Genomic DNA, 21,790 nt, shown 5'->3' on the forward strand with positions numbered 1-21,790 from the left:
GGGCCGATGACCAGCACCACCGCGACGCTGACCGGTACCGCCGTCGAGCTGGACCGGGTGACGGTCCGGTTCCGGTCCCGGCGGGCCGAGACCACCGCCGTCGAGGACGTGAGCCTGCGGGCCGAGCCGGGCGAGTTCGTCACCATCGTCGGTCCGTCCGGCTGCGGCAAGTCCACCCTGCTCAAGCTCGTCGCCGGGCTGGTGCGCCCGACCTCGGGCGGGGTCTCGCTGCGGGGGCGCCCGGTCACCCGGGCGCAGACCGAGATCGGCTTCGTCTTCCAGCGGGCGGCGCTGCTGGAGTGGCGGGACGTGCGGCGCAACATCCTGCTCCAGGCCGAGATGCGCGGCATGGAGCGCGGCGCCGCCCGGCGGCGGGCCGACGAGCTGATCGAGCTGACCGGCCTGACCGGCTTCGAGCGGGCGCTGCCGCACGAACTCTCGGGCGGGATGCAGCAGCGGGTGTCGCTCTGCCGGGCGCTGCTGCACCGCCCCCCGGTGCTGCTGATGGACGAGCCGTTCGGGGCGCTCGACGCGCTCACCCGCGAACAGCTCAACACCGAGCTGAACCGGATCTGGCGGGAGACCGGTACGACCGTGCTGCTGGTCACGCACTCGATCGAGGAGGCGGTCTTCCTCGGTACCCGGGTGGAGGTGATGAGCCCGCGGCCGGGGCGGATCGTGCGTACGCTGCCGGTCGACCTGCCGGCCGCGCGCGACTACGCCGAGGTGATGGGCGACGAGCGGTTCGACCGGCTGGCCGCCGGGATCCGCGCCGAGCTCGGCGCGGCCCACTGACGAGGAGGAGCGGCGGGAAACGCGACCGATACATTGACGGTCGCGGATAGGAGTGCATAGTCTGGGGCGGTCGGCGGCAGGAAAGCGCTTGTCCACACACATCCGTCACCTCCGCCGGGAGCGCCCGTATGAGACGCCACCGCACCATCCCGCCGCTCGTCTTCCTCGCGGTCCTGACCCTCCTGCTGGGTACGACCCCGACCCCCGCCTCGGCCGCGCCCCGCTTCCGGGTGCTGGTCTTCTCCAAGGTCACGAACTACTACCACGACTCGATCCCCGCGGGCGTCGCCGCGATTCAGCAGCTCGGCGCGGCGAACAACTTCGAGGTCGAGGCGACCACCGACGCCGGGGCGTTCACCGAGGCGAACCTCGCCCGCTTCGACGCCCTGGTCTTCAACAACACCAACTCCACGCCGGAGTCCGGCGACCTGCTCGACGCCGCGCAGCGGGCCGCCCTCCAGGGATTCGTCCGCGCCGGCGGCGGCTGGGTCGGGCTGCACGCCGCCTCGGCGAGCGAGCGCGACTGGGCCTGGTACGAGGGGCTCGTCGGCACGATCTTCGACTACCATCCGGACTTCTCCTCGACCGGTGGTACCTTCCCCGGACGGATCAAGGTGCTGGACCACGCGCACCCGTCCACCCGCGACCTGCCGGAGCTGTGGGAGCGGGGCGAGGAGTGGTACAACTGGCGCACCAACCCGACCGGGCGGGTGCACACGCTGGCGCAGATCAAGGTCCGGGACGGCATCCCCGGGCTCGACGAGGGCGTCGACCACGCGTACTCGTGGTGCCAGAACTACGACGGCGGCCGCTCGTGGTTCACCGCCGGCGGGCACGCCCCCTCCTCCTTCGCCGAGCCGGGCTTCCTGGCCCACCTGCGCGGCGGCATCGAGTGGGCGGCCGGCGCGGTCGCCGGCGACTGCGGCGCCACGAAGAGCGACAACTTCCAGCGGGTACCGCTGGTCAGCGAGGGGCTGGCCGACCCGTTCGAGCTGGCCGTGGCGCCGGACCGGCGGGTCTTCTACATCCAGCGGACCGGTGCGGTGAAGGCGGTCGACCAGAACACCCTCGCGGTCACCACGCTGCTCGACTTCGCCTACACCGCCGAGCAGACCAGCCAGTCCGACGGGCTGCTCGGGATGACCCTGGACCGCAACTTCGCCAGCAACAGCTGGCTTTACCTGCTCTGGTCCGACAAGACCGCCAAGCAGCTCAACCTCTCGCGCTTCACGGTCACCGGCGGTTCCATCAGCCTCGGCAGCGAGAAGCGCCTGCTCACGATCCCCACCTGGCGCGGCGAGGGCCGGGCCAACTCGCACATGGGCGGCTCGATCACCATGGACCGGCAGGGGAACCTCTACGCCGCCATCGGGGACAACACCGACCCCTTCGACTCCAGCGGCTTCACCCCGGTCGACGAGCGCTCCGGCCGGCGGGCCTGGGACGCGCAGGGCACCGCCGGCAACACCAACGACCTGCGGGGCAAGGTCATCCGGATCACGCCGCAGCCGGACGGGAGCTACACCGTACCGAGCGGGAACCTCTTCGCGCCCGGTACCGTCCGGACCCGGCCCGAGATCTACGCGATGGGGCTGCGCAACCCGTTCCGGATCACCGTCGACCCGCTGACCAACGCCCTGCTGGTGGCCGACTACGGGCCGGACGCACGGGCCGCCGACCCGAACCGGGGTCCGGAGGGGACGGTCGAGTTCAACCGGATCACCAGCGCCGGCAACTACGGCTGGCCGTACTGCGTGGGCGACAACACGCCGTTCAACGACTTCGACTTCGCCACCGGTACCTCCGGGCCGAAGTTCAACTGCGCGGCCCCGGTCAACAACTCCCCGAACAACACCGGCCTGACCAACCTGCCCGCGGCCCGGCCCGCGCTGGTCTGGTACGCCTACTCGGCCTCGGCCCAGTTCCCCGAGCTGGGTACCGGCGGCGGCGGGCCGATGAGCGGCCCGGTCTACGACTTCGACCCGGCCAACCCGCGACCCACCAAGTTCCCGGAGTACTTCGAGGGCAAGTGGATCGTCTACGAGCTGACCCGCCAGTGGTGGAAGACGCTCTCGGTGCACGGTACGGCGCAGAGCTTCACCGACCCGCGCTTCGGCCCGACCCGGGTGGGTGACCTCCAGTCGATCAACGGCATCTTCGGCGGCATGTCCTGGATCCAGCCGTTCGAGGCGGAGTTCGGGCCGGACGGCTCGCTCTACGTGATCGACTTTGGCGCCGGTACCGGCAGCGGGCGCGGCGGCACCAACGACGGCGCCGGGATCTACCGGATCGACTACGTCGCGAACGGCCGGCCGCCGGTGGCGAAGCTGGGCGTGGACCGGGACAGCGGTCCGGCGCCGCTGACCGTCCGCTTCTCCAGCGCCGGCTCGGCCGCCACCGACGGCCGCCCGATCACGTACGCCTGGGACTTCGACGGCAACGGCAGCACCGACTCGACGGCGGCGAACCCGAGCCACACGTACGCCACCACCGGCCGGTTCACCGCCCGGCTGACCGTCACCGGCTCCGGCGGCTCGACGGCCGTGGCGACCACGGAGATCACGGTGGGCAACACCCGGCCCACGGTGACCCTGAGCGTCCCCGACGGCGGCTTCTTCGACTTCGGCGACCGGATCCCGTACACGGTCACGGTCACCGACCCGGAGGACGGCGCCGTCGACTGCTCGCGGGTGGTCGTGCAGACCCAGCTCGGCCACGACAGCCACACCCACCCGCTGGACAACTACGTGGGCTGCGCGGGCACGGTCGCCACGGACGGCAGCGCCGGGGACGGCCACGGTCCGGGCCAGAACCTCTACACGGTGCTGACCGCGCAGTACACCGACGGCGGGGCGGCCGGCGCGCCGGCGCTGGTCGGCTCGACCCGCGCCGAGCTGCAACCGAAGAGCAAGGAGGCCGAGCACTTCGACGGTGCCAGCGGGGTGCAGGTGTTGGACCGGGCCACGGCGCGCGCGGGCCGACGGATCGGCGACGTCGACCACGGCGAGTGGATCAGCTTCGGCCCGGTGAACCTCAAGGGGATCAGCTCCGTCACGGTCGGCGCCAGCTCCGGCAGCACCGGCGGCGACATCGAGTTCCGGGCCGGCTCCCCCACCGGTACGCTGCTCGGCCGGGCCACGATCGGCAGCACCGGCGGCTGGGACAACGTGATCTCGCCGACGGTGGCGCTGAGCAATCCCGGCGGCACGTTCACCCTGTACGCCGTCTTCGTCAATCCGGCGCAGGTGGGCGGCACACCCGACCTGCTCTCACTGGACTGGCTGCGGTTCAACGGCGCCGGCGTCAAGCAGGAGACCGGGGCGACCATCTCGGCCACGGCCAGCCCGGGCAGCGGTACGGCCCCGCTGACAGTCCGGTTCACCGGTACGGCGACGCCGCCGGCCGGGCGGACGATCACCGACTACGCCTGGGACTTCGGGGACAACAGCGCGGTCGTGCACGCCGCCTCGGCCAGCCACGCCTACGCCCGGCGCGGGGCGTACACGGCCCGACTGACCGTCACCGACAGCGCCGGGGCGACGATGTCGGCCAACGTGGCGATCACAGTGAGCTGAGCCGGGCGTACGGCGCACCGCGCCGCCGTACGCCCGACGGGTGCCGGTCCCGGGCGGGACCGGCACCCGGGGTACCGGCGGGGCCCGGCCGGTCGGCTCGTGTCGGCCGGGCGGCCCGGTCAGCCGGCGACCGGCTCCATCACCACCTCGTCGAGGCAGAACGGGTCGACCTCGTCCAGCGTCCCGGCCCACCAGGCCGGGTTCTCCCGGTACCACCGGAAGGTGTCGGCCAGTCCCTCGGAGAACGGGATCTGCGGCGCGAAGCCCAGCTCGTTCTGGATCTTCCGGTAGTCGAGCGAGTAACGCCGGTCCTGGACCTTGCGGTCGGCCACGTACCGGACCCGGTCCCAGCCCGAGCCGTGCAGCGCCAGGATCGCCTGGGCCAGCGACCTGTTGGTCATCTCCGTGTCGCCGCCGATGTTGTAGACCTCGCCCGCCCGGCCCTTGCCGAGCACCAGCGCGACCGCCCGGCAGTGGTCGTCCACGTGCAGCCACTCCCGGATGGCGCTGCCGTCGCCGTGCAGGGTGATCTCCCGGCCGGTGAGGAGGCTGGTGACGAAGCGCGGGACGACCTTCTCGATGTGCTGGAACGGGCCGTAGTTGTTGGCGCAGCGGGTGATGGAGAGGTCCAGCCTGTAGGTGCGCCAGTAGGCGCGGGCGACGCAGTCGCTGGCCGCCTTCGAGGCGGCGTACGGGGAGTTCGCCTCCAGCGGGCACTCCTCCGTCCAGGAGCCGGTCGGGATCGAGCCGTAGACCTCGTCGGTCGAGACGTGCACCACCCGGCCGACGGCGGCGCGGACGCACTGGTCCAGCAGGCGCTGCGTACCGATCACGTTGGTCTCGAAGAACCGGGCGGGGTCGTCGACCGAGCGGTCCACGTGCGACTCCGCGGCGAAGTGCACCACGGCGTCGTGGCCGGGCACGACCTCGCTCAGCAGGCGGGAGTCGCAGACGTCACCAACGATCATGGACAGCCGCGGGTGCGCCGGCGGGAGGTTGTCGCGGTTGCTGGCGTAGGTGAGCTTGTCGACCACCGTCACGTGACAGTTCTCCAAGCCGGCGTAGCGTCCATCGAGCAGGCAGCGGGCGAAGTGCGATCCGATGAACCCGGCGCCACCGGTGACCAGAATCCTCATGTAAGTCCTCCAACGCCAGGTCGACCCCGGCGGGTTGCAATCTTGATTCGTTCAGTCAGGAGCGGTCCGGTGGCGGCGGTAGACCGAGTCCGGTTCCGCCGATCCCGCAGCCGGGACTTCGGCCCGAGGCACGGAGAACACCGGCGGTCCGTTGACCGCCCACGGATTCCGCTTCGCCGGACGGCGCGGCAACCGGCATGGCGACAAATCCGCGCATCCCGATGACGACAGCGTCGGTCGAGCCCCGTCCCGCATACCCGACTAACCGGAGATTTCGGACTGAGGATATGGCTGGGCCTTTGTCCCCTTTCGGGGGACGTTACACCTGGATGAGCTGGTCAGCGCACCGCCGCGCGGGGGCCGGCGCGGCGGAGGTGTCCGCTCACTGGGGCCGGGCGGGGCGGGCGAGGTGCTCGACGCCCGGGGGCAGTTGACCCCGTTCCGCGGCGTCGCGCAGGTAGTCGAGGAGGATGCGGCGCAGCGCCCGGGCCGCGTTGGTCGGTACCGCCTCCCGGCGGCGGGCCAGGGCGATGGTGCGCCGCACCCCGGGGGGCGCCAGCGGGGTGACCCGGATGCCGGGCCGCCGGGCCACCACCATCCCGGGTACCAGGGCCACGCCGAGGCCGGCCGCGACGAAGCTCAGCACCGCGTCCATCTCCCCGCCGTCGACGGCGAAGGAGGGCTCGAAGCCGGCGCCCCGGCAGGCGGCGATGGTGGCATCCCGCAGGTCGTAGCCGCTCCGGAACATCACCATCGGCCGGTCACGCAGGTCGGTGAGGCGCAGCGTCCCCGCCCCCGCGCCGGGCCGCCGCTCCCCGACCGGCAGCCTCCCGACCAACGGCTCCTCGGCCGACGGCTCCCCGGCCGGCAGTTCACCGACCGGCAGCTCCCCGGCCGGCGGCTCGCCGGTCATGGGCAGCAGCGGATCGACCGAGGCCACCACGAGGCTCTCCCGCAGCAACGGCTCGACCCGCAGCCCCGGGTCGACGCCGGTGGCCGGCAGGATGATCATCGCGAGATCCAGCTCACCCCGGAGCAGGTCCCGGACCAGGTCCTGCGAGCCGCCCTCCTCCACCCGCAGGTCGACGTTGGGGTGGGCGTCCCGGAACCGGCGCAGCACCTCGGGCGCGAGCGCGGTACAGAGGCTCGGGGTGGCGCCGAGGCGTACCCGGCCGCGCCGCAGCCCAACCAGTTCCTGCACCTCGCGGCGGGCCGTCTCGACGTCGGCGAGGATCCGCTTCGCCAGCGGCAGCAGCACCTCGCCGGCGGCGGTGAGCGCGATGTTCCCGCGCACCCGTTCGAAGAGCGGCGCCCCGAGGTCGGCCTCCAGAGCGTGAATCTGCTTACTCAACGACGGCTGGGTGATGCCCACGCTGTCGGCGGCCTGGGTGAAATGTCGTAGTTCGGCCACCGCTACGAAGTACTTCAACTGATGGAGTTGCATCTACATAGCTTAAAGCTATCGGAAGTAAGGTTCCGATGCATTGGACGACTGATCCAAGCTCTCCTAGCTTCAGTAGCGTGGTAGCAACGACGACACGCGCCCCGATCCGCAGCTCGGTGGCGCTCAAGGCCGTGATGGCCGTGACGGGCATCCTGCTGGTGCTCTTCCTCATCGCGCACATGCTCGGCAACCTGAAGATCTTCGCCGGGGGCGGCTCCTTCAACCACTACGCCCACTGGCTGCGCGAGATCGGCGCCCCGGTGCTGCCCGGGACCTGGTACCTCTGGATCCAGCGCTCGGTGCTCGGCATCGCCCTGGTCGCCCACATCTGGGCGGCCACCGTGCTCGCCCTGCGCGCCCGGTCGGCCCGTCCGGTGCGCTACGCCCACCACCGCCCGGTGCAGGGCAGCTACGCGGCCCGCACCATGCGCTGGGGCGGGGTGATCATCCTGCTCTTCGTCATCTACCACCTGCTGGACCTCACCGCCGGGACGCTCAACCCCGTCGGTGACCGCCACGACCCGTACGGCAACGTGGTCGCGGACTTCGCGCCCGACCACTGGTACGCGACCCTCGCCTACACCCTCGCGATCATCGCGCTCGGCTTCCACCTGCGCCACGGCGTCTTCAGCGCCCTGCGCAGCCTGGGCCAGCAGACCCCGCGCGGCGAACGCCGGGCCCGCGCGGCGGCCCTGGCCTTCGCCATCGCCCTCTGCGCCGGCTACCTGGTGGTCCCGTTCGCCGTGCTGACCGGACTGATTGGTTGATCATGGATCTCTTTACCGAAGGCGCCCCGATCGCCGACACCAAGGCTCCGGACGGGCCGATCGAGACCCGCTGGCAGCGGCGCCGCTTCGACGCCAAGCTGGTGAACCCGGCCAACCGGCGCAAGCTCACCGTCATCGTCGTCGGTACCGGGCTGGCCGGCGGTTCGGCCGCCGCGACCCTGGGCGAGCTCGGCTACCGGGTGAAGAACTACTGCTACCAGGACAGCCCCCGGCGGGCCCACTCCATCGCCGCACAGGGCGGCATCAACGCCGCCAAGAACTACCGCAACGACGGCGACTCGATCCACCGGCTCTTCTACGACACCGTCAAGGGCGGCGACTTCCGCTCGCGGGAGTCGAACGTGCACCGGCTGGCCGAGATCTCCGTCGAGATCATCGACCAGTGCGTGGCCCAGGGCGTGCCGTTCGCCCGCGAGTACGGCGGACTGCTCGACACCCGCTCGTTCGGCGGCGCCCAGGTGCAGCGCACCTTCTACGCCCGAGGCCAGACAGGCCAGCAACTGCTGCTCGGGGCGTACCAGGCGCTGGAGCGCCAGATCGCTCGCGGTGCCGTGGAGATGCACGCCCGGCACGAGATGCTGGAGCTGGTCGTCGTCGACGGGCGGGCCCGGGGCATCGTCGTACGGGACCTCGCCACCGGCGAGATCACGACCGAGTTCGCCGACGCCGTGGTGCTCGCCTCCGGCGGGTACGGCAACGTCTTCTACCTCTCCACCAACGCCAAGGGCTGCAACGTCACCGCGACCTGGCGGGCGCACCGCAAGGGCGCCCTCTTCGCCAACCCCTGCTACACGCAGATCCACCCGACCTGCATCCCGGTCTCCGGCGACCACCAGTCGAAGCTGACCCTGATGAGCGAGTCGCTGCGCAACGACGGCCGGGTCTGGGTGCCGAAGCAGGCCGGCGACGAGCGCTCCCCGGCGGACATCCCCGAGGACGAGCGGGACTACTACCTGGAGCGGATGTACCCGTCCTTCGGCAACCTGGTCCCCCGCGACATCGCCTCCCGGGCCGCGAAGAACGTCTCCGACGCCGGCCGTGGCGTCGGGCCGACCGGTCTCGGCGTCTACCTCGACTTCGCCGACGCGATCAAGCGGCTCGGCCGGGCCACGGTCACCGAGCGGTACGGCAACCTCTTCGAGATGTACGAGCGGATCACCGGCGAGGACCCGTACCAGGTGCCGATGCGGATCTACCCGGCCGTGCACTACACGATGGGCGGCCTCTGGGTCGACTACGACCTCCAGTCCACCATCCCGGGCCTGTTCGTGATCGGCGAGGCCAACTTCTCCGACCACGGCGCCAACCGGCTCGGCGCGTCGGCGCTGATGCAGGGGCTGGCCGACGGCTACTTCGTGCTGCCGAGCACCATCGCCGACTACCTCGCCGCCGGTCCGTTCGAGCCGGTCGACGAGAGCCACCCGGCGGCGGTACAGGCCCGCGACGACGTGGCCGACCGGATCTCCCGGCTGCTCGCGGCCAACGGTGACCGTACGGTCGACTCGTTCCACCGCGAGCTGGGCCGGATCATGTGGGACCACTGCGGCATGGAGCGCAGCGACGCGGGGCTGCGCAAGGCGCTCGCCGAGGTACGGGCCCTGCGCGACGAGTTCTGGCGCCGGGTCCGGGTGCCGGGCGACGGCGAAGGGCTCAACCAGGCGCTGGAGAAGGCCGGCCGGGTCGCCGACTTCTTCGAGCTGGCCGAGCTGATGTGCATCGACGCGCTGCACCGCACCGAGTCCTGCGGCGGGCACTTCCGGACCGAGAGCCAGACCCCCGACGGGGAGGCGCAGCGCGACGACGACCACTTCAGCTACGTCGCCGCCTGGGAGTTCACCGGGGCCGACCGGGCGCCCGTGCTGCACAAGGAAGACCTGAACTTCGAATACGTCCACCCCACCCAGCGGAGCTACAAGTGACGTCCCACCGGAGCCACAAGTGAATCTCACCCTGCGCATCTGGCGCCAGACCGACCGGACAGATCGCGGTCGGATGGTGTCGTACCAGGTCACGGACATCTCCCCGGACATGTCCTTCCTGGAGATGCTCGACGTACTGAACGAGAAGCTCACCCTCGACGGCGAGGAGCCGGTCGCCTTCGACCACGACTGCCGCGAGGGGATCTGCGGCGCCTGCGGCATGGTCATCAACGGCGTGGCGCACGGCCCCGAGCGGGCGACCACCACCTGCCAGCTGCACATGCGGCACTTCTCCGACGGCGACACGATCGACATCGAGCCGTGGCGCGCCCGCGCCTTCCCGGTGATCAAGGACCTCGTCGTCGACCGCAGCGCCCTGGACACCATCATCGCGGCGGGCGGGTACATCACCGCGCCGACCGGCAGCGCCCCCGAGGCGCACTCCGTACCGGTGGCGAAGGCCAACGCGGACGCCGCGTTCGAGTCCGCCGCCTGCATCGGCTGCGGCGCCTGCGTGGCGGCCTGCCCGAACGGGTCCGCCATGCTCTTCACGGCCGCGAAGGTGACCCACCTCGGGCTGCTGCCGCAGGGCCAGCCCGAGCGGTACACCCGGGTGATCGGAATGGTCGACGCGCACGACGAGGCGGGGTTCGGCGGCTGCACCAACGCCGGCGAGTGCACCGCGGTCTGCCCGAAGGGTATCCCGCTGACCTCGATCGGTCGGCTCAACCGCGACTACCTGAAGGCGTCCCGGCGTCGCGGTGACACGCCCGGCACCTGAGCGGGTGTTCGAGACCGGCCGCCGCCGCGCGGGGCGGCACAGCGGGGCGACGCACCGGACGACCGCCGACCGGCCGCCGCTTCGCGGGGTGGTGCCGGGTGGGCGCCGTGACCCGCACGCGCCAGGGTGGCGCGATTGCGCCACCCTCGGCCGGGTCGGCGGCGACGCCGGACGGCCCGTCCCCGCCGGCACCGCCGGATCGCGGCCTGCCCGGACGGCCCGCGACGCGCACCGTCCAGGCTGGCGCATATCGACCACGTTGGCCGCTTCTACCCATCCCCTCCCCCACCGGATTCACCTATCGTTACCCGGTCCATGCCTTGTCCCGCCGAGCATGTGGCACCGACCGGCGGGACACGGCCTGCCGGATTGGGGAGAGACGAGTGGCGAACACGGTGAATCGCAGGACGGCGCTTGGGCTGGGTACGGCGGTGACAGCCGGCGCGGTACTCGGTACGAGCGCCAGAGCCTCCGCGGCGGTGCCGGTGAGTGACAGCGCCGACGCCTCGGCCGCCGGGCAGGAGCTGGCCGACCGGATCGCGGCGATCTACCAGTACGAGGCGGCCTCCGCCGGCGGGCGCTGGCTGTCGTACATCAGCGTCAACGACGCGAGCGGCGCGGCGGTACCGGCCGTCGAGGTGAACCCGGACACCACGGTCGAGGCGTACAGCGTCAACAAGATCGCGGTCGCCACCGCGGTGCTCGACAAGGTCGACCGGGGTCAGCTCCGCCTCGACCAGCGGGTCGACGTGACCGACGCGATCGTCATCCCGGGCGGCGACGGGATCTTCAGCCTCGACGGGGCGTACCCCAGCTCGGTGACGCTCGGGCACGCGCTCGCCGCGCTGCTGACCGTCTCCGACGACACCGCGGTACGGCTCTGCGGGCTGGTCTGCCCGGCCGCCGAGCTCAACGCGATCCTGGTCTCGAAGGGCTTCCCGAAGACCCAGGTCGAGCCGGTGGCCAACCCGAACCGCTTCTTCCTCGGCACCACCACCCCGCGTGACACGCACAACCTGCTGCGCGCCCTGGTCGGCGGCACCCTGCTCAGCGCCGGCTCCACCGCGTTCCTGCTGAACACGCTCCGCTCGCCGATCGCCTTCACCGACGGCATCCGGCGCAACATGTCCTCGGCGGACCGGGCCCGGATCGCGACCAAGGCCGGCTGGTTCGCCGACGGGCGCAACGAGGCGGGGATCATCTTCGACGCGGCCGGCGCGCCGGTGCTGACGTACGCGATGTTCGCCGACGGCCAGGCCGACGCGGACAACTTCGGCGCCACCCACCCGGCCGTGCAGGCCCGCGCCGACATGGGTCCCCGGTTCCTGAAGGCGCTGGCCGGGGCCCCAGAGCCGCGCACCGGGTCGCCGCGACGCCCGCGCCCGCTCTACCACCCCAGCAACGGCGGCTGACCCCGTCGATCCGGGACCCGCTCCCCGTCGATCTAGGGCAAATCCCTGCTAGTGAATCTCTAATCACCACGATTTGCCCTAGATCGACGAGTCCGGCCACTCCTCGGCGCCCCGGGGAAATGATCTACTGTGGGCGTCGAGGAGGTGCCGGATGGGGGCGGGTCGACGGCGGCGGTCCGGCATCGGGCGCGGGGTCGGGCTGGCGGCGCTCGGCGCCCTGGTCGCGGGCGCGTGGGCGGTCCGCGGCGTACCGGCCGCGCTGGGCGGGCGGGCCGCCGGCGACCGGGCCGACCGGATACAGCGCTCCCCGCAGTTCCGCGCGGGTGTCTTCCGCAACCCGGTGACCAGCCGGATCGCGCTTCCCGAGGCGGGTCGCGACGCGCTGCGCGAACTGCTCTTCGGCGGCGAGCGGCGCCGGCCGGCGGGTCCCGTCCCGCTGGTGGCCGCCGCACCGGCCGCGCCGGCCACGGCACCGCCCGACGAACTCAACATCATCTGGTACGGGCACGCCTCCGCGCTGATCGAGATCGAGGGGCGGCGGGTGCTCGTCGACCCGATCTGGAGCGACCGCTGTTCGCCGGCGGCCCGGATCGGTCCGCGCCGGCTGCACCCGCCACCGGTACCGCTGGAGCGGCTGCCGCCGGTGGACGCGGTGCTGATCTCCCACGACCACTACGACCACCTCGACATGGCGACGGTACGGGCGCTGGCCCGCGCCGGCACGGCACCGTTCCTGGTCCCCCTCGGCGTCGGCGCGCACCTGGAGCGCTGGGGCGTACCCGCGGCGCGGGTGGTCGAGCTCGACTGGACCGAGAGCGTCGCGCTGGCCGGGCTGACGATCACGGCGACCGCGGCGTACCACTTCTCCGGGCGCGGCCTGGCCCGGGACCGTACGCTCTGGGGCTCCTGGGTCGTCGCCGGCGCGCGCCGGCGGGTCTTCTACAGCGGCGACTCCGGCTACTTCGAGGGGTACGCGGAGATCGGCGCCGGGTACGGGCCCTTCGACGCCGCACTGGTGCAGGTCGGCGCGTACGACCCGGCCTGGCCGAACATGCACATGTTCCCGGAGGAGGCGGTCGCCGCCCACCGGGAGCTGCGCGGGGGGCTGCTCGTTCCCATGCACTGGGGCACGTTCAACCTGGCCCGGCACGCCTGGTCCGACCCGGTGGAGCGGCTCTGGCGGGAGGCGCAGGCCCGGGGCGTGTCGCTGGCGGTGCCCCGCCCCGGCGAGCGGGTACGGGTGGACGACCCGCCGCCCGTCGACGGCTGGTGGCGGAGCGTCGCCTGACCGCCGATCCACCCTCCCTGTAGATCATGGACTTGTGGCGGGGACAAAACCCCATATAGGGGCTCTCTTGTCGACCACAACTCCATGATCGACAGGGAAAGGGGCCCGGGGTCAGAGGACGAACGCGTCGGTCCAGAGCTGGCCCGAGCGGCCGGAGAGGGCGTCGAGCAGGGCCACCGCCTGACCGTCGGTGAGCGCCGCGACGAAGTCGACGATGGCCCGCCCCCGCGCCCGGGCGTCCCGCTCCGGCGTACGCGGGTGCAGCTCCGCCTCGGCCAGCTCGACCAGGTCGTGCAGGCGCTGCGGCAACCGCGCCTCCTCGGTCGGGTCGAGCAGCCATTCGAGCAGCGCCTCCACCAGGGTGGCCAGCGCCCGCGCCTGCCCGCGCTGGTGCAGGGCCAGGTCCGGGCGGGCCAGCACGAACCGGTGGTGCACGAGCTTGAGCACCTGCACCTCGTGCCACTGGGCGACGCCGAGCAGGACGTGGCCGGAGCGTACCGTCGGCTGCGGCTCCACCGTGATCGCCTCGACGAACCGGCGGGTCCACCGGGCGGAGAAGCCCGCCACCCGCTGCTCGGACTCGATCGAGCCGTCGAAGGGCGCGGCGAGCAGCCCGTCGACCAGTTCCACGCGGACGTGCTCGACGGCGGCGGCGAAGGCGTCGTCGTCGCTGATCCAGCCGTCCTTGCGGTGCAGCTGCCGGCGCAGCCGCTCGATCGAGGCGCCGGGCCGGCGTGGCGCCTCGCGCAGCGCCGGTTCGGTGAGCCGCTGGAACAGGCCTCGTTCGCGCTGCCAGGCGAGCAGTTCGGCGCCGACGGCCCCCTGTTGCAGCACGCCGACCCGGTGGAAGTCCTCCAGGTCGTGGATGGCGTACGCGATGTCGTCGGCGGTATCCATGATCGAAGCCTCGACCGTCTGCTGCCAGTCGGTGATCCGCCCGGCGAACGGCTCCCGGGCCTGCCGCAGGTCCGCCTCCTCGGTGCCGTACGCGCCGAACTTGGCCGCGCCGCTGCCCGGCTCGTCCGGCGGCGGCGTGGCGCCCCGGGGCGGCGGGTCGAACCGGCTCGGGTGCGGGTCGGGGTAGCCGGACCGGGTCCACGGGTACTTGAGCATCGCGGCGCGGACGGCGGCGGTCAGGTCCAGACCGATGGTGGCCGCGCCGCGGATCTCGGTGCTGGTGACGATCCGGTACGACTGCGCGTTGCCCTCGAATCCGTCCGGCAGGCCGAGGCGCTGGCGGGCGAGCCGGTCGAGCACGTACTCGCCGAGGTGGCCGAAGGGCGGGTGCCCGAGGTCGTGGGCGAGCGCCGCCGCCTCCACCACGTCCGGGTCGCAGCCGCCGAGCTTCTCCAGCAGGTCGCGGTACCGCTCGTCGCCGGCGAGCCGCTCAGCGACCGCGCGCCCGACCTGGGCGACCTTCAGGCTGTGGGTCAGCCGGTTGTGCACCAGCAGCCCCGACCCGCCCGGGCTGATCACCTGGGTGACCCCGGCCAGGCGGGCGAAGAAGGGTGAACCGACGATCCGGTCCCGGTCGGCCCGGTACGGGCTCGCGGCGAGATCGTCGAGCGTCCCGGTACGGCTGCCGAAGCGCCGCCGGGACCGCGGGTCGGCCGGCTTTTCCATGATCCTGACGCTATCGCAGCCGTGCGCCGCCTTTCCACTGGTTGGAAGGCATGTCGGCGGATCTTGAGGGTTCCGCCGGGGCCCGGCGCGGCCGGTCCAAATCGGACCCCTCGGTACGCTGCGGGTTGAGCAGCGCGTGTTGTTGCCGTACCGTCCTGCGACGACACGAGATGCGACCGACCAGTCACGCAACCGGCCGGGGCGAGGATGACCGATGCAGAATCACCAGAGCGGCACCGCGGAGCGGCTCGCTGACGAGCTGTTCCTCATCGGACACGACGACTTCACGGGGAAGCCTCTCGCGCCCGGGAACCTGATCGACGCCGCGCTGGCCGGCGCGGTCCTCGGCGAACTCGCCTTCGCCGGCCGGATCAACATCGATCGCGGTGAGGTCTACGTCACCGACGACCGCCCCTGGCACGAGCCCGTGACCGACCTGGCGCTCGCCGAGATCGTGCGGCGGGGCAACGGGTACGCGGCGCGGGCCTGGCTGGAGTTCATGCGCCCGCACGTCCGGGAGCACGTCGGCGACCGGTTGGTCAACGGCGGCGTGGTGCTGCGGGAGACGAGCCGCGGCCTGAGCCTGCGCTCGACCGTACGCTGGCCCGGGGTGGACCCGAACGTGGTGGCCCGGCCCCGGGTGCGGCTCGCGGCCGTCCTGCAACGCTCGGAGGAGCCGCTCGACGTGCGGACCGCCACCCTGGCGTCCCTGGTACGCGCCGGCGGCCTCACCAAGATCCTCGGGCTGGAGGACCGGTCGGCCGTGGAGCGGATCGTGGCCGCCCGGCGCCTGCTGCCGCCGAGCCTCGCCGATCTGCTCACCGCCGTCGACGCGACCATCAGCGGCGGTCCGTCGCTGGCCCGCCGGTAGCGCCCCCTCGCCGGGCGGAATCGGCGGCGGGCCGGCGCGACGCGCGACAGGCCCGGCGGGATCGGCGGCGGGCCGGCGCGAGGCGCGACAGGCCCGGCGGAATCGGCGGGGTCGGCGGCGGGCCGGCGCGACGCGGAGCGGGTCGGGCGGGCAGAATGCATGCCGAACCTCACCCAGAAGGCGGATCAGGATCGTGACGACGTCTGTTCATCAGCGGATCGCCGAGGAGCTCGGCGTTCGCGAGCGGCAGGTACAGGCCGCCGTCGAACTGCTCGACAGCGGGGCCACCGTGCCGTTCATCGCCCGCTACCGCAAGGAGGTCACCGGCGCCCTCGACGACGCGCAGCTGCGTACGCTCGAAGAGCGGCTGCGGTACCTGCGGGAGCTGGAGGAGCGGCGGGCCGCGGTGCTCGAGTCCATCCGCGGCCAGGGCAAGCTGGACGAGGCGCTCGAAGCGCAGATCATGGCGGCCGAGTCGAAGGCCCGGCTGGAGGACATCTACCTGCCGTACAAGCCGAAGCGCCGGACCAAGGCGCAGGTCGCGCGCGAGGCCGGACTGGAGCCGCTCGCCGACGCGCTGCTCGCGGACCCGAGCCAGGATCCGCGTACGGCCGCGACCGCCTTCGTCGACGCCGAGCGGGGCGTGGCCGACGCCACGGCGGCGCTGGACGGGGCGCGGGCGATCCTGGTCGAGCGCTTCGCCGAGGACGCCGACCTGATCGGCTCGCTCCGTGAGCAGATGTGGGGCCGGGGCCGGCTGGTCGCCCGGGTCCGCGACGGCCAGCAGGAGTCGGGCGCGAAGTTCGCCGACTACTTCGACTTCTCCGAGCCGTTCACCCGGCTGCCCTCGCACCGGGTGCTGGCGATGTTCCGCGGCGAGAAGGAGAACGTCCTCGAACTGACCCTGGAGCCGGAGGAGGAGCCGGCCGAGCCGGATGCCGTACCGGCCGGACCGACCCGGTACGAGGGCGAGATCGCCGCCCGGTTCGGGGTCGCCGACCGGGGCCGCCCGGCCGACCGCTGGCTCACCGACACGGTGCGCTGGGCCTGGCGTACCCGGATCCTGATCCACCTCGCGGCGGACCTGCGGATGCGGCTCTGGCAGGCGGCCGAGGAGGAGGCGGTCCGGGTCTTCGCCACGAACCTGCGCGACCTGCTGCTCGCCGCGCCGGCCGGTACCCGCCCGACCATGGGGCTCGACCCGGGCCTGCGCACCGGGGTCAAGGTGGCCGTGGTCGACGCGACCGGCAAGGTGGTGGCGACCGAGACGATCTACCCGCACGAGCCGCGCCGGCAGTGGGACCAGTCCATCCACCTGCTCGCGCAGCTCGCCCGCGCGCACAAGGTGGAGCTGGTCGCGATCGGCAACGGCACCGCCTCCCGGGAGACCGACAAGCTCGCCGGTGACCTGATCCGGCAGCACCCGGACCTGAACCTGACCAAGGTGATGGTCTCGGAGGCCGGCGCCTCGGTCTACTCCGCGTCCGCGTACGCCTCGCAGGAGCTGCCCGGCCTGGACGTCTCGCTGCGCGGGGCGGTCTCGATCGCGCGCCGCCTCCAGGACCCGCTCGCGGAGCTCGTCAAGATCGACCCGCGCTCCATCGGGGTCGGCCAGTACCAGCACGACCTCTCCGAGATCAAGCTGTCCCGCTCGCTCGACGCCGTCGTCGAGGACTGCGTCAACGCCGTCGGCGTCGACGTGAACACCGCCTCGGCGCCGCTGCTCACCCGGGTCTCCGGCATCGGGGCGGGGCTGGCCGAGAACATCGTGCTGCACCGGGACGCCAATGGCCCGTTCCGGACCCGGCAGGCGCTCAAGGAGGTGCCGCGGCTCGGCCCCAAGGCGTTCGAGCAGTGCGCCGGCTTCCTGCGCATCCCCGGCGGCGACGATCCGCTCGACGCCTCCAGCGTCCACCCCGAGGCGTACCCGGTGGTGCGGCGGATCCTCACCGCCACCGGTACCGACGTCAAGGGGCTGATCGGCAAGAGCAACCTGCTGCGCGCGCTCAAGCCGACGGACTTCGTCGACGACACGTTCGGCCTGCCGACCGTCACCGACATCCTCAAGGAGCTGGAGAAGCCGGGCCGCGACCCGCGACCGGCCTTCCGTACCGCCGCCTTCGCGGACGGAGTCGAGAAGATCAGCGACCTGGCGCCGGGGATGCTGCTGGAGGGCGTGGTCACCAACGTCGCCGCGTTCGGGGCCTTCGTCGACATCGGCGTGCACCAGGACGGGCTGGTCCACGTCTCCGCGATGTCGCGCACCTTCGTGAAGGACCCGCGCGACGTGGTCAAGTCGGGCGACGTGGTCCGGGTCAAGGTCCTCGACGTGGACGTACCGCGCAAGCGCATCTCGCTCACGCTGCGGATCGAGGACGAGGTCGACACCCGCGCGTCGTCGCGCGACGGCAACGGCAACGGCGGCGGCGGCCAGCGTCCCGGCCGGGGCGGCGGCGACCGCGGTACGGGCGGCCAGCGCTCCGGCGGCGGTGGCCGGGGCGGCTCGGGTGGCGGTGGCCGGGGCGGCTCGGGCGGCGGTGGCCGGGGCGGTTCCGGCGGTGGCGGTGGCCGGGGCGGTTCCGGCGGCGGTGCCCCGGTCAACACGGCGCTCGCCGACGCCCTGCGCCGCGCCGGCCTGCGCTAGTCCGGCGCGCGGCACCGCCGCCCGGGGTCGGCGGCAGCGCGGCAGCACCGCCCGGGCGAGGGCGGCGACAGCACAGATACAGAGAATGAGTGGCTATCCGGCGCGGGATAGCCACTCATTCTCTGTATGCGTTCGCATCCGTTCCGGGGTCGGACGCGACTCACGGCTCCAGGACGACCTTGATGCAGCCGTCCTTCTTCTCCTGGAACATCTCGTACGCCTCCGGCGCACGCTGCAACGGCAGCCGGTGGGTACGCAGGTCCCGCACGCCGAGCGGGTCGCCGTCCCGCTCCAGCAGGGGCATGATCTCGTCGGTCCAGCGCCGCACGTGCGCCTGCCCCATCCGCAGCTGCACGCCCCGGTCGAACATCTCCAGCAGCGGCATCGGATCGAGTTCGCCCCCGTAGACGCCGGAGAGCGACACCGTGCCGCCACGGCGTACCGACTTCACCGCCGCGTGCAGGACGCTGAGCCGGTCCACGCCGAAACGGTCCATCATCGACCGGGCCACCGAGTCGGGCAGCAGCCCGGTCGCCGTCTGCGCGACCTTGCCCACGGGCGAGCCGTGCGCCTCCATCCCCACGGCATCGATCACCGCGTCCGGCCCCCGCCCGTCGACCAGGTCGAGGAGGGCGCCCGGTACGTCGTCGAGGTCCGTCACGTCGATCACCTCGACGCCGTGCCGCCGGGCCATCTCCAGCCGCTCGGGGACGAGGTCCAGCCCGAGCACGCGGCCCGCGCCGAGGTGGCGGCCGACCCGGGCGCAGAACTGCCCGACCGGGCCGAGCCCGAAGACGGCCAGGGTGCCGCCCGGCGGCACGTCGGCGTAGCGCACCGCCTGCCAGGCCGTCGGCAGGATGTCGGAAAGGTACAGGTACTGCTCGTCCGGGCCCTCGGCCGGCAGCTTGATCGGGCCGAACTGCGCGTGCGGTACGCGCAGGTACTCGGCCTGCCCGCCGGGTACCGAGCCGTACAGCGAGGTGTAGCCGAACAGGGCCGCGCCCTTGCCCTCGGACCGCACCTGGGTGGTCTCGCACTGGGCGTACAGCTGCCGCTGGCACATCCAGCACGATCCGCAGGCGATGTTGAAGGGCACGACGACGCGGTCCCCCGGACGGAGGCGGTCGACCGCCGAGCCGACCTCCTCGACGATCCCCATCGCCTCGTGTCCGAGGATGTCGCCGGGCTTGAGGTAGGCGCCCAGCACCTCGTACAGGTGCAGGTCGGAGCCGCAGATCGCGGTGGAGGTGACCCGGATGACCGCGTCGGTCGGTTCCTCGATCCGCGGGTCGGGCACCTCCTCCACCCGTACCTCGCGCTTGCCCTGCCAGGTCAGTGCCTTCATGGTGGTGTCCCTCCCGCTCGGCGACGGCTACGGGATTACCTGCTACCCCGGACGGGTCGGGCCAACCCGCCGGGGCCCGCCGCGACGACCCACAGTCCACTCCGGACGGTTGCTCGGAGGTGCGTGCCGTCGATCAGCGCAGCACGAGCAGGACGTGTTCGTGCTCGCCGTGCCGGAGGGTGCCGGTGCGCTCGAAGCCGACCCTCTCCAGCAGCCGTACCGAACCGGTGTTGCCGACGTACGGGTCGGCGTGCAGCGGGCGTGCCTTCTCGCGCGCGAGGAACAGCTCCAGCGCCCGGGTGCCGATTCCCCGCCCCCAGTACGCCCGGCCGAGCCAGTAGCCGATGAAGCGTCGGTCCTCCGCCCACCAGGCCACCACGTTGCCGGCCACCTCGCCGTCGACCGTCACCGTCTGCACGAACACGGTGGGATCGCCGAGCACCTTCGTGGCCCAGTGGGTCATGAACCGCTCCCGCTCGCGGGGCGGGAAATTCGACCGGCGTACCGCCTCGGGGTCGTGCTCCTGTTCGAAGAACAGCTCCAGATCGGGCCGCTCCACCTCCCGCAACCGCACCTCATCGCTCATTCCGGGGAGTCTGGCACCCGCCACCGACATTTCCGCGGGCCGTACCCGGCCGGTGAGATCAGGTAGCGGGCGGCTCAGCCGAGGTTCTGCTCGATCTCCCGGGTCATCCGGTCGAACTCTGCCGCAAGATCCACGCCGTACCGGTCGGCGAGCACGAGCACCGCCCAGAGGCAGTCCGCCAGCTCGTGACCGAGCTCGGCCCGCGCCTCCGGGATCTCCCGGCGGCCGTCTACGGCCATCACCAGCTTCGCCAGGTCTCCGACGTCGCCGACGAAGCCCAGCGCCAGATCACGTGTGTCCCAGGCGCCCCGACCGGCGGCGATGTTGTACCGGTCGTACAGCTCGGCGATGGCGACGGCCCGCGCCCGCAGGCTTTCGAGATCCATCCGGGGAACCTATCGTGCGGCCGGCCCTCCGGTCACCGGCCCGAACCAGGCGAGCCCGTCGTCCCGTTCACGGGCTCACTTCGGTGCTCGGGGTCGCTCCGGGGCGCGAGAGGCCATGCGCCGAGGCGGGACGGGGTCGAGACGGCGCGCGGGCGGCGACGGCGGGTGATCCGGCGCCACCAGAACTGCTGCACGACAAGGGTGAGCACGCCGGCCAGCACGATCGCGCAGATGTTGATCAGAAGTTGCGCGGCCGAACCGAGCGCCTCGTCGGGTATGCCGTACGCGAGCGCGACCGCCACGTTCGCGGCGGCCGGCACCGTGGTGACCGAGATCAGCACCCCGACCAGCGGGCCGGCCCGGTTTGCGGTCAGCGAGATCATGCCGGCGGCACCGGCGAGGAAGCCCACCACCCAGGAGAGCGCGTCCGGCCGCCAGATGAAGTCGGTCAGCGGGCGCGGCGCCAGCAGCATCGACCGGTCGACCAGCCCGGCAGCGGTCAGCAGCCAGGTGGTGAGCACGGTGACGGCCATCGCCACCAGGAACCCGACCACCAGGGCGACCGTGGACCGTACGATCACCGCCGGGCGCCGGCGCAGCACCGCGACGCAGAGCGCGGCGAGCGGGCCGAACTCCGGCCCGACGACCATCGCGCCGACGATCAGGATCGGTTGGTCGATCAGTACGCCGATCCCGGCAATGATGGTCGCCACCGTGATCAGCAGCAGGTACGTCACGGAGAGGCGGGTCTCCTCGCCCGTCTTGTGGGCGATCTCGTCCCAGACCAGGGCGTCGGTACCGAGCCCGGGCGCCACCCGCTCGGCCCGGTCCGCGGCGGCGGAGAGCGTCACGTCGGTCTCGTCCACGGCGATCGCGCCCGCGTCGTCGACGCCGAGTTCCCGCAGCGCCCGCAGCACCCCGTCGGCGCCCTCCCGGGCCACGTCGCAGAGCACCAGGTCACCGGCCGGGCGCTTCGCGGCCCCGGGCAGTACGACCAGGTGGGTCACCACCTCCATGCCGGCGAGCAGGTCGACCACCGCCGGGGCACGGTCCGGCGGGACGATGATTCGCAGGTGCAGCACTGCCCGGCTCCCTCGATCGGGTCCGACGGGCCACCCCACGGACCGCGAGAGACTCTAGTACGGCAGTGACAGGCCGGGTCCGGGTGCCGGACGCGGGGCACCACCCCGGGTGGGC

The 21,790-nt window shown here is 72.5% G+C and carries 16 protein-coding genes; 9 read left to right on the forward strand and 7 right to left on the reverse strand.

Features of this window, described 5'->3' with window-relative positions:
• Positions 1-6: 6 nt before the first annotated feature.
• Positions 7-795: an ABC transporter ATP-binding protein gene (locus AB0J86_RS16050; RefSeq protein ID WP_363857639.1), complete on the forward strand. Its 789-nt coding sequence runs from the start codon at positions 7-9 to the stop codon at positions 793-795.
• A gap of 128 nt (positions 796-923) precedes the next feature.
• Positions 924-4,370, forward strand: coding sequence for a ThuA domain-containing protein (locus AB0J86_RS16055; protein ID WP_363857641.1), 3,447 nt, complete (start codon positions 924-926; stop codon positions 4,368-4,370).
• A gap of 119 nt (positions 4,371-4,489) precedes the next feature.
• On the opposite strand, the gene rfbB is transcribed toward AB0J86_RS16055, so the two are convergent.
• Both rfbB and AB0J86_RS16065 read right to left on the reverse strand, forming a co-directional pair.
• Positions 4,490-5,506 carry a dTDP-glucose 4,6-dehydratase gene (rfbB, locus tag AB0J86_RS16060; protein WP_363857643.1) on the reverse strand — a complete coding sequence of 339 codons (1,017 nt, stop codon included), beginning with the start codon at positions 5,504-5,506 and terminating at the stop codon, positions 4,490-4,492.
• Between the two features lie 382 nt (positions 5,507-5,888).
• Entirely contained in the window at positions 5,889-6,950 is a 1,062-nt protein-coding gene (locus AB0J86_RS16065; protein WP_363857645.1) for a LysR substrate-binding domain-containing protein, read from the reverse strand.
• Positions 6,951-7,027: 77 nt separating this feature from the next.
• Here AB0J86_RS16065 and AB0J86_RS16070 point away from each other — a divergent pair, with 77 nt between their 5' ends.
• The 5 genes from AB0J86_RS16070 to AB0J86_RS16090 all read left to right on the forward strand — a co-directional run bounded on the left by AB0J86_RS16070 (position 7,028) and on the right by AB0J86_RS16090 (position 13,138).
• Positions 7,028-7,717, forward strand: a complete 690-nt coding sequence (locus AB0J86_RS16070) for a succinate dehydrogenase cytochrome b subunit (protein WP_363857647.1) — start codon at positions 7,028-7,030, stop codon at positions 7,715-7,717.
• Between the two features lie 2 nt (positions 7,718-7,719).
• Positions 7,720-9,657: a fumarate reductase/succinate dehydrogenase flavoprotein subunit gene (locus AB0J86_RS16075; protein WP_363857649.1), complete on the forward strand. Its 1,938-nt coding sequence runs from the start codon at positions 7,720-7,722 to the stop codon at positions 9,655-9,657.
• 19 nt (positions 9,658-9,676) lie between these two features.
• A complete protein-coding gene (locus tag AB0J86_RS16080; RefSeq protein ID WP_363857650.1) occupies positions 9,677-10,438 on the forward strand; it encodes a succinate dehydrogenase/fumarate reductase iron-sulfur subunit in 762 nt (253 codons plus the stop codon).
• 485 nt (positions 10,439-10,923) lie between these two features.
• Complete coding sequence (locus tag AB0J86_RS16085) at positions 10,924-11,850, forward strand: serine hydrolase (RefSeq protein WP_363857652.1); 927 nt, start codon at positions 10,924-10,926, stop codon at positions 11,848-11,850.
• 151 nt (positions 11,851-12,001) lie between these two features.
• Complete coding sequence (locus AB0J86_RS16090; RefSeq protein ID WP_363857654.1) at positions 12,002-13,138, forward strand: MBL fold metallo-hydrolase; 1,137 nt, start codon at positions 12,002-12,004, stop codon at positions 13,136-13,138.
• 111 nt (positions 13,139-13,249) lie between these two features.
• On the opposite strand, the gene dgt is transcribed toward AB0J86_RS16090, so the two are convergent.
• On the reverse strand, positions 13,250-14,761 hold the full coding sequence (gene dgt, locus AB0J86_RS16095; RefSeq protein WP_363857656.1) for a dGTP triphosphohydrolase: 1,512 nt from the start codon (positions 14,759-14,761) through the stop codon (positions 13,250-13,252).
• A gap of 214 nt (positions 14,762-14,975) precedes the next feature.
• Between dgt and AB0J86_RS16100 the strand changes: the two genes are divergently transcribed.
• Positions 14,976-15,632, forward strand: a complete 657-nt coding sequence (locus AB0J86_RS16100; protein WP_363857658.1) for a GPP34 family phosphoprotein — start codon at positions 14,976-14,978, stop codon at positions 15,630-15,632.
• Positions 15,633-15,825: 193 nt separating this feature from the next.
• Positions 15,826-18,276: a Tex family protein gene (locus AB0J86_RS16105; RefSeq protein WP_363857660.1), complete on the forward strand. Its 2,451-nt coding sequence runs from the start codon at positions 15,826-15,828 to the stop codon at positions 18,274-18,276.
• A 160-nt stretch (positions 18,277-18,436) separates the two neighbouring features.
• Here the strand turns inward: AB0J86_RS16105 and AB0J86_RS16110 are convergent, their stop codons facing one another.
• From AB0J86_RS16110 to AB0J86_RS16125, 4 genes are all read right to left on the reverse strand, one after another.
• Positions 18,437-19,621 carry a zinc-dependent alcohol dehydrogenase gene (locus tag AB0J86_RS16110; protein ID WP_363857662.1) on the reverse strand — a complete coding sequence of 395 codons (1,185 nt, stop codon included), beginning with the start codon at positions 19,619-19,621 and terminating at the stop codon, positions 18,437-18,439.
• Positions 19,622-19,754: 133 nt separating this feature from the next.
• Positions 19,755-20,207: a GNAT family protein gene (locus AB0J86_RS16115; protein ID WP_363857664.1), complete on the reverse strand. Its 453-nt coding sequence runs from the start codon at positions 20,205-20,207 to the stop codon at positions 19,755-19,757.
• A gap of 74 nt (positions 20,208-20,281) precedes the next feature.
• On the reverse strand, positions 20,282-20,593 hold the full coding sequence (locus AB0J86_RS16120; RefSeq protein WP_363857666.1) for a nucleotide pyrophosphohydrolase: 312 nt from the start codon (positions 20,591-20,593) through the stop codon (positions 20,282-20,284).
• A 32-nt stretch (positions 20,594-20,625) separates the two neighbouring features.
• The gene (locus AB0J86_RS16125) at positions 20,626-21,675 is read right to left on the reverse strand and encodes a DUF389 domain-containing protein (RefSeq protein ID WP_363857668.1); all 1,050 of its coding nucleotides are present in this window, start codon (positions 21,673-21,675) and stop codon (positions 20,626-20,628) included.
• Positions 21,676-21,790: the final 115 nt, after the last annotated feature.

The organism is Micromonospora sp. NPDC049559 (assembly GCF_040676675.1).
Taxonomy (GTDB): Bacteria; Actinomycetota; Actinomycetes; order Mycobacteriales; family Micromonosporaceae; genus JBFAPK01.

Coding starts and splice junctions, on each gene's coding strand:
- AB0J86_RS16050 (WP_363857639.1), top strand. CDS start 7: ATGACCAGCACCACCGCGACGCTGACCGGTACCGCCGTCGAGCTGGAC.
- AB0J86_RS16055 (WP_363857641.1), top strand. CDS start 924: ATGAGACGCCACCGCACCATCCCGCCGCTCGTCTTCCTCGCGGTCCTG.
- rfbB (WP_363857643.1), bottom strand. CDS start 5,506: ATGAGGATTCTGGTCACCGGTGGCGCCGGGTTCATCGGATCGCACTTC.
- AB0J86_RS16065 (WP_363857645.1), bottom strand. CDS start 6,950: ATGCAACTCCATCAGTTGAAGTACTTCGTAGCGGTGGCCGAACTACGA.
- AB0J86_RS16075 (WP_363857649.1), top strand. CDS start 7,720: ATGGATCTCTTTACCGAAGGCGCCCCGATCGCCGACACCAAGGCTCCG.
- AB0J86_RS16090 (WP_363857654.1), top strand. CDS start 12,002: ATGGGGGCGGGTCGACGGCGGCGGTCCGGCATCGGGCGCGGGGTCGGG.
- dgt (WP_363857656.1), bottom strand. CDS start 14,761: ATGGAAAAGCCGGCCGACCCGCGGTCCCGGCGGCGCTTCGGCAGCCGT.
- AB0J86_RS16100 (WP_363857658.1), top strand. CDS start 14,976: ATGCAGAATCACCAGAGCGGCACCGCGGAGCGGCTCGCTGACGAGCTG.
- AB0J86_RS16110 (WP_363857662.1), bottom strand. CDS start 19,621: ATGAAGGCACTGACCTGGCAGGGCAAGCGCGAGGTACGGGTGGAGGAG.
- AB0J86_RS16115 (WP_363857664.1), bottom strand. CDS start 20,207: ATGAGCGATGAGGTGCGGTTGCGGGAGGTGGAGCGGCCCGATCTGGAG.
- AB0J86_RS16120 (WP_363857666.1), bottom strand. CDS start 20,593: ATGGATCTCGAAAGCCTGCGGGCGCGGGCCGTCGCCATCGCCGAGCTG.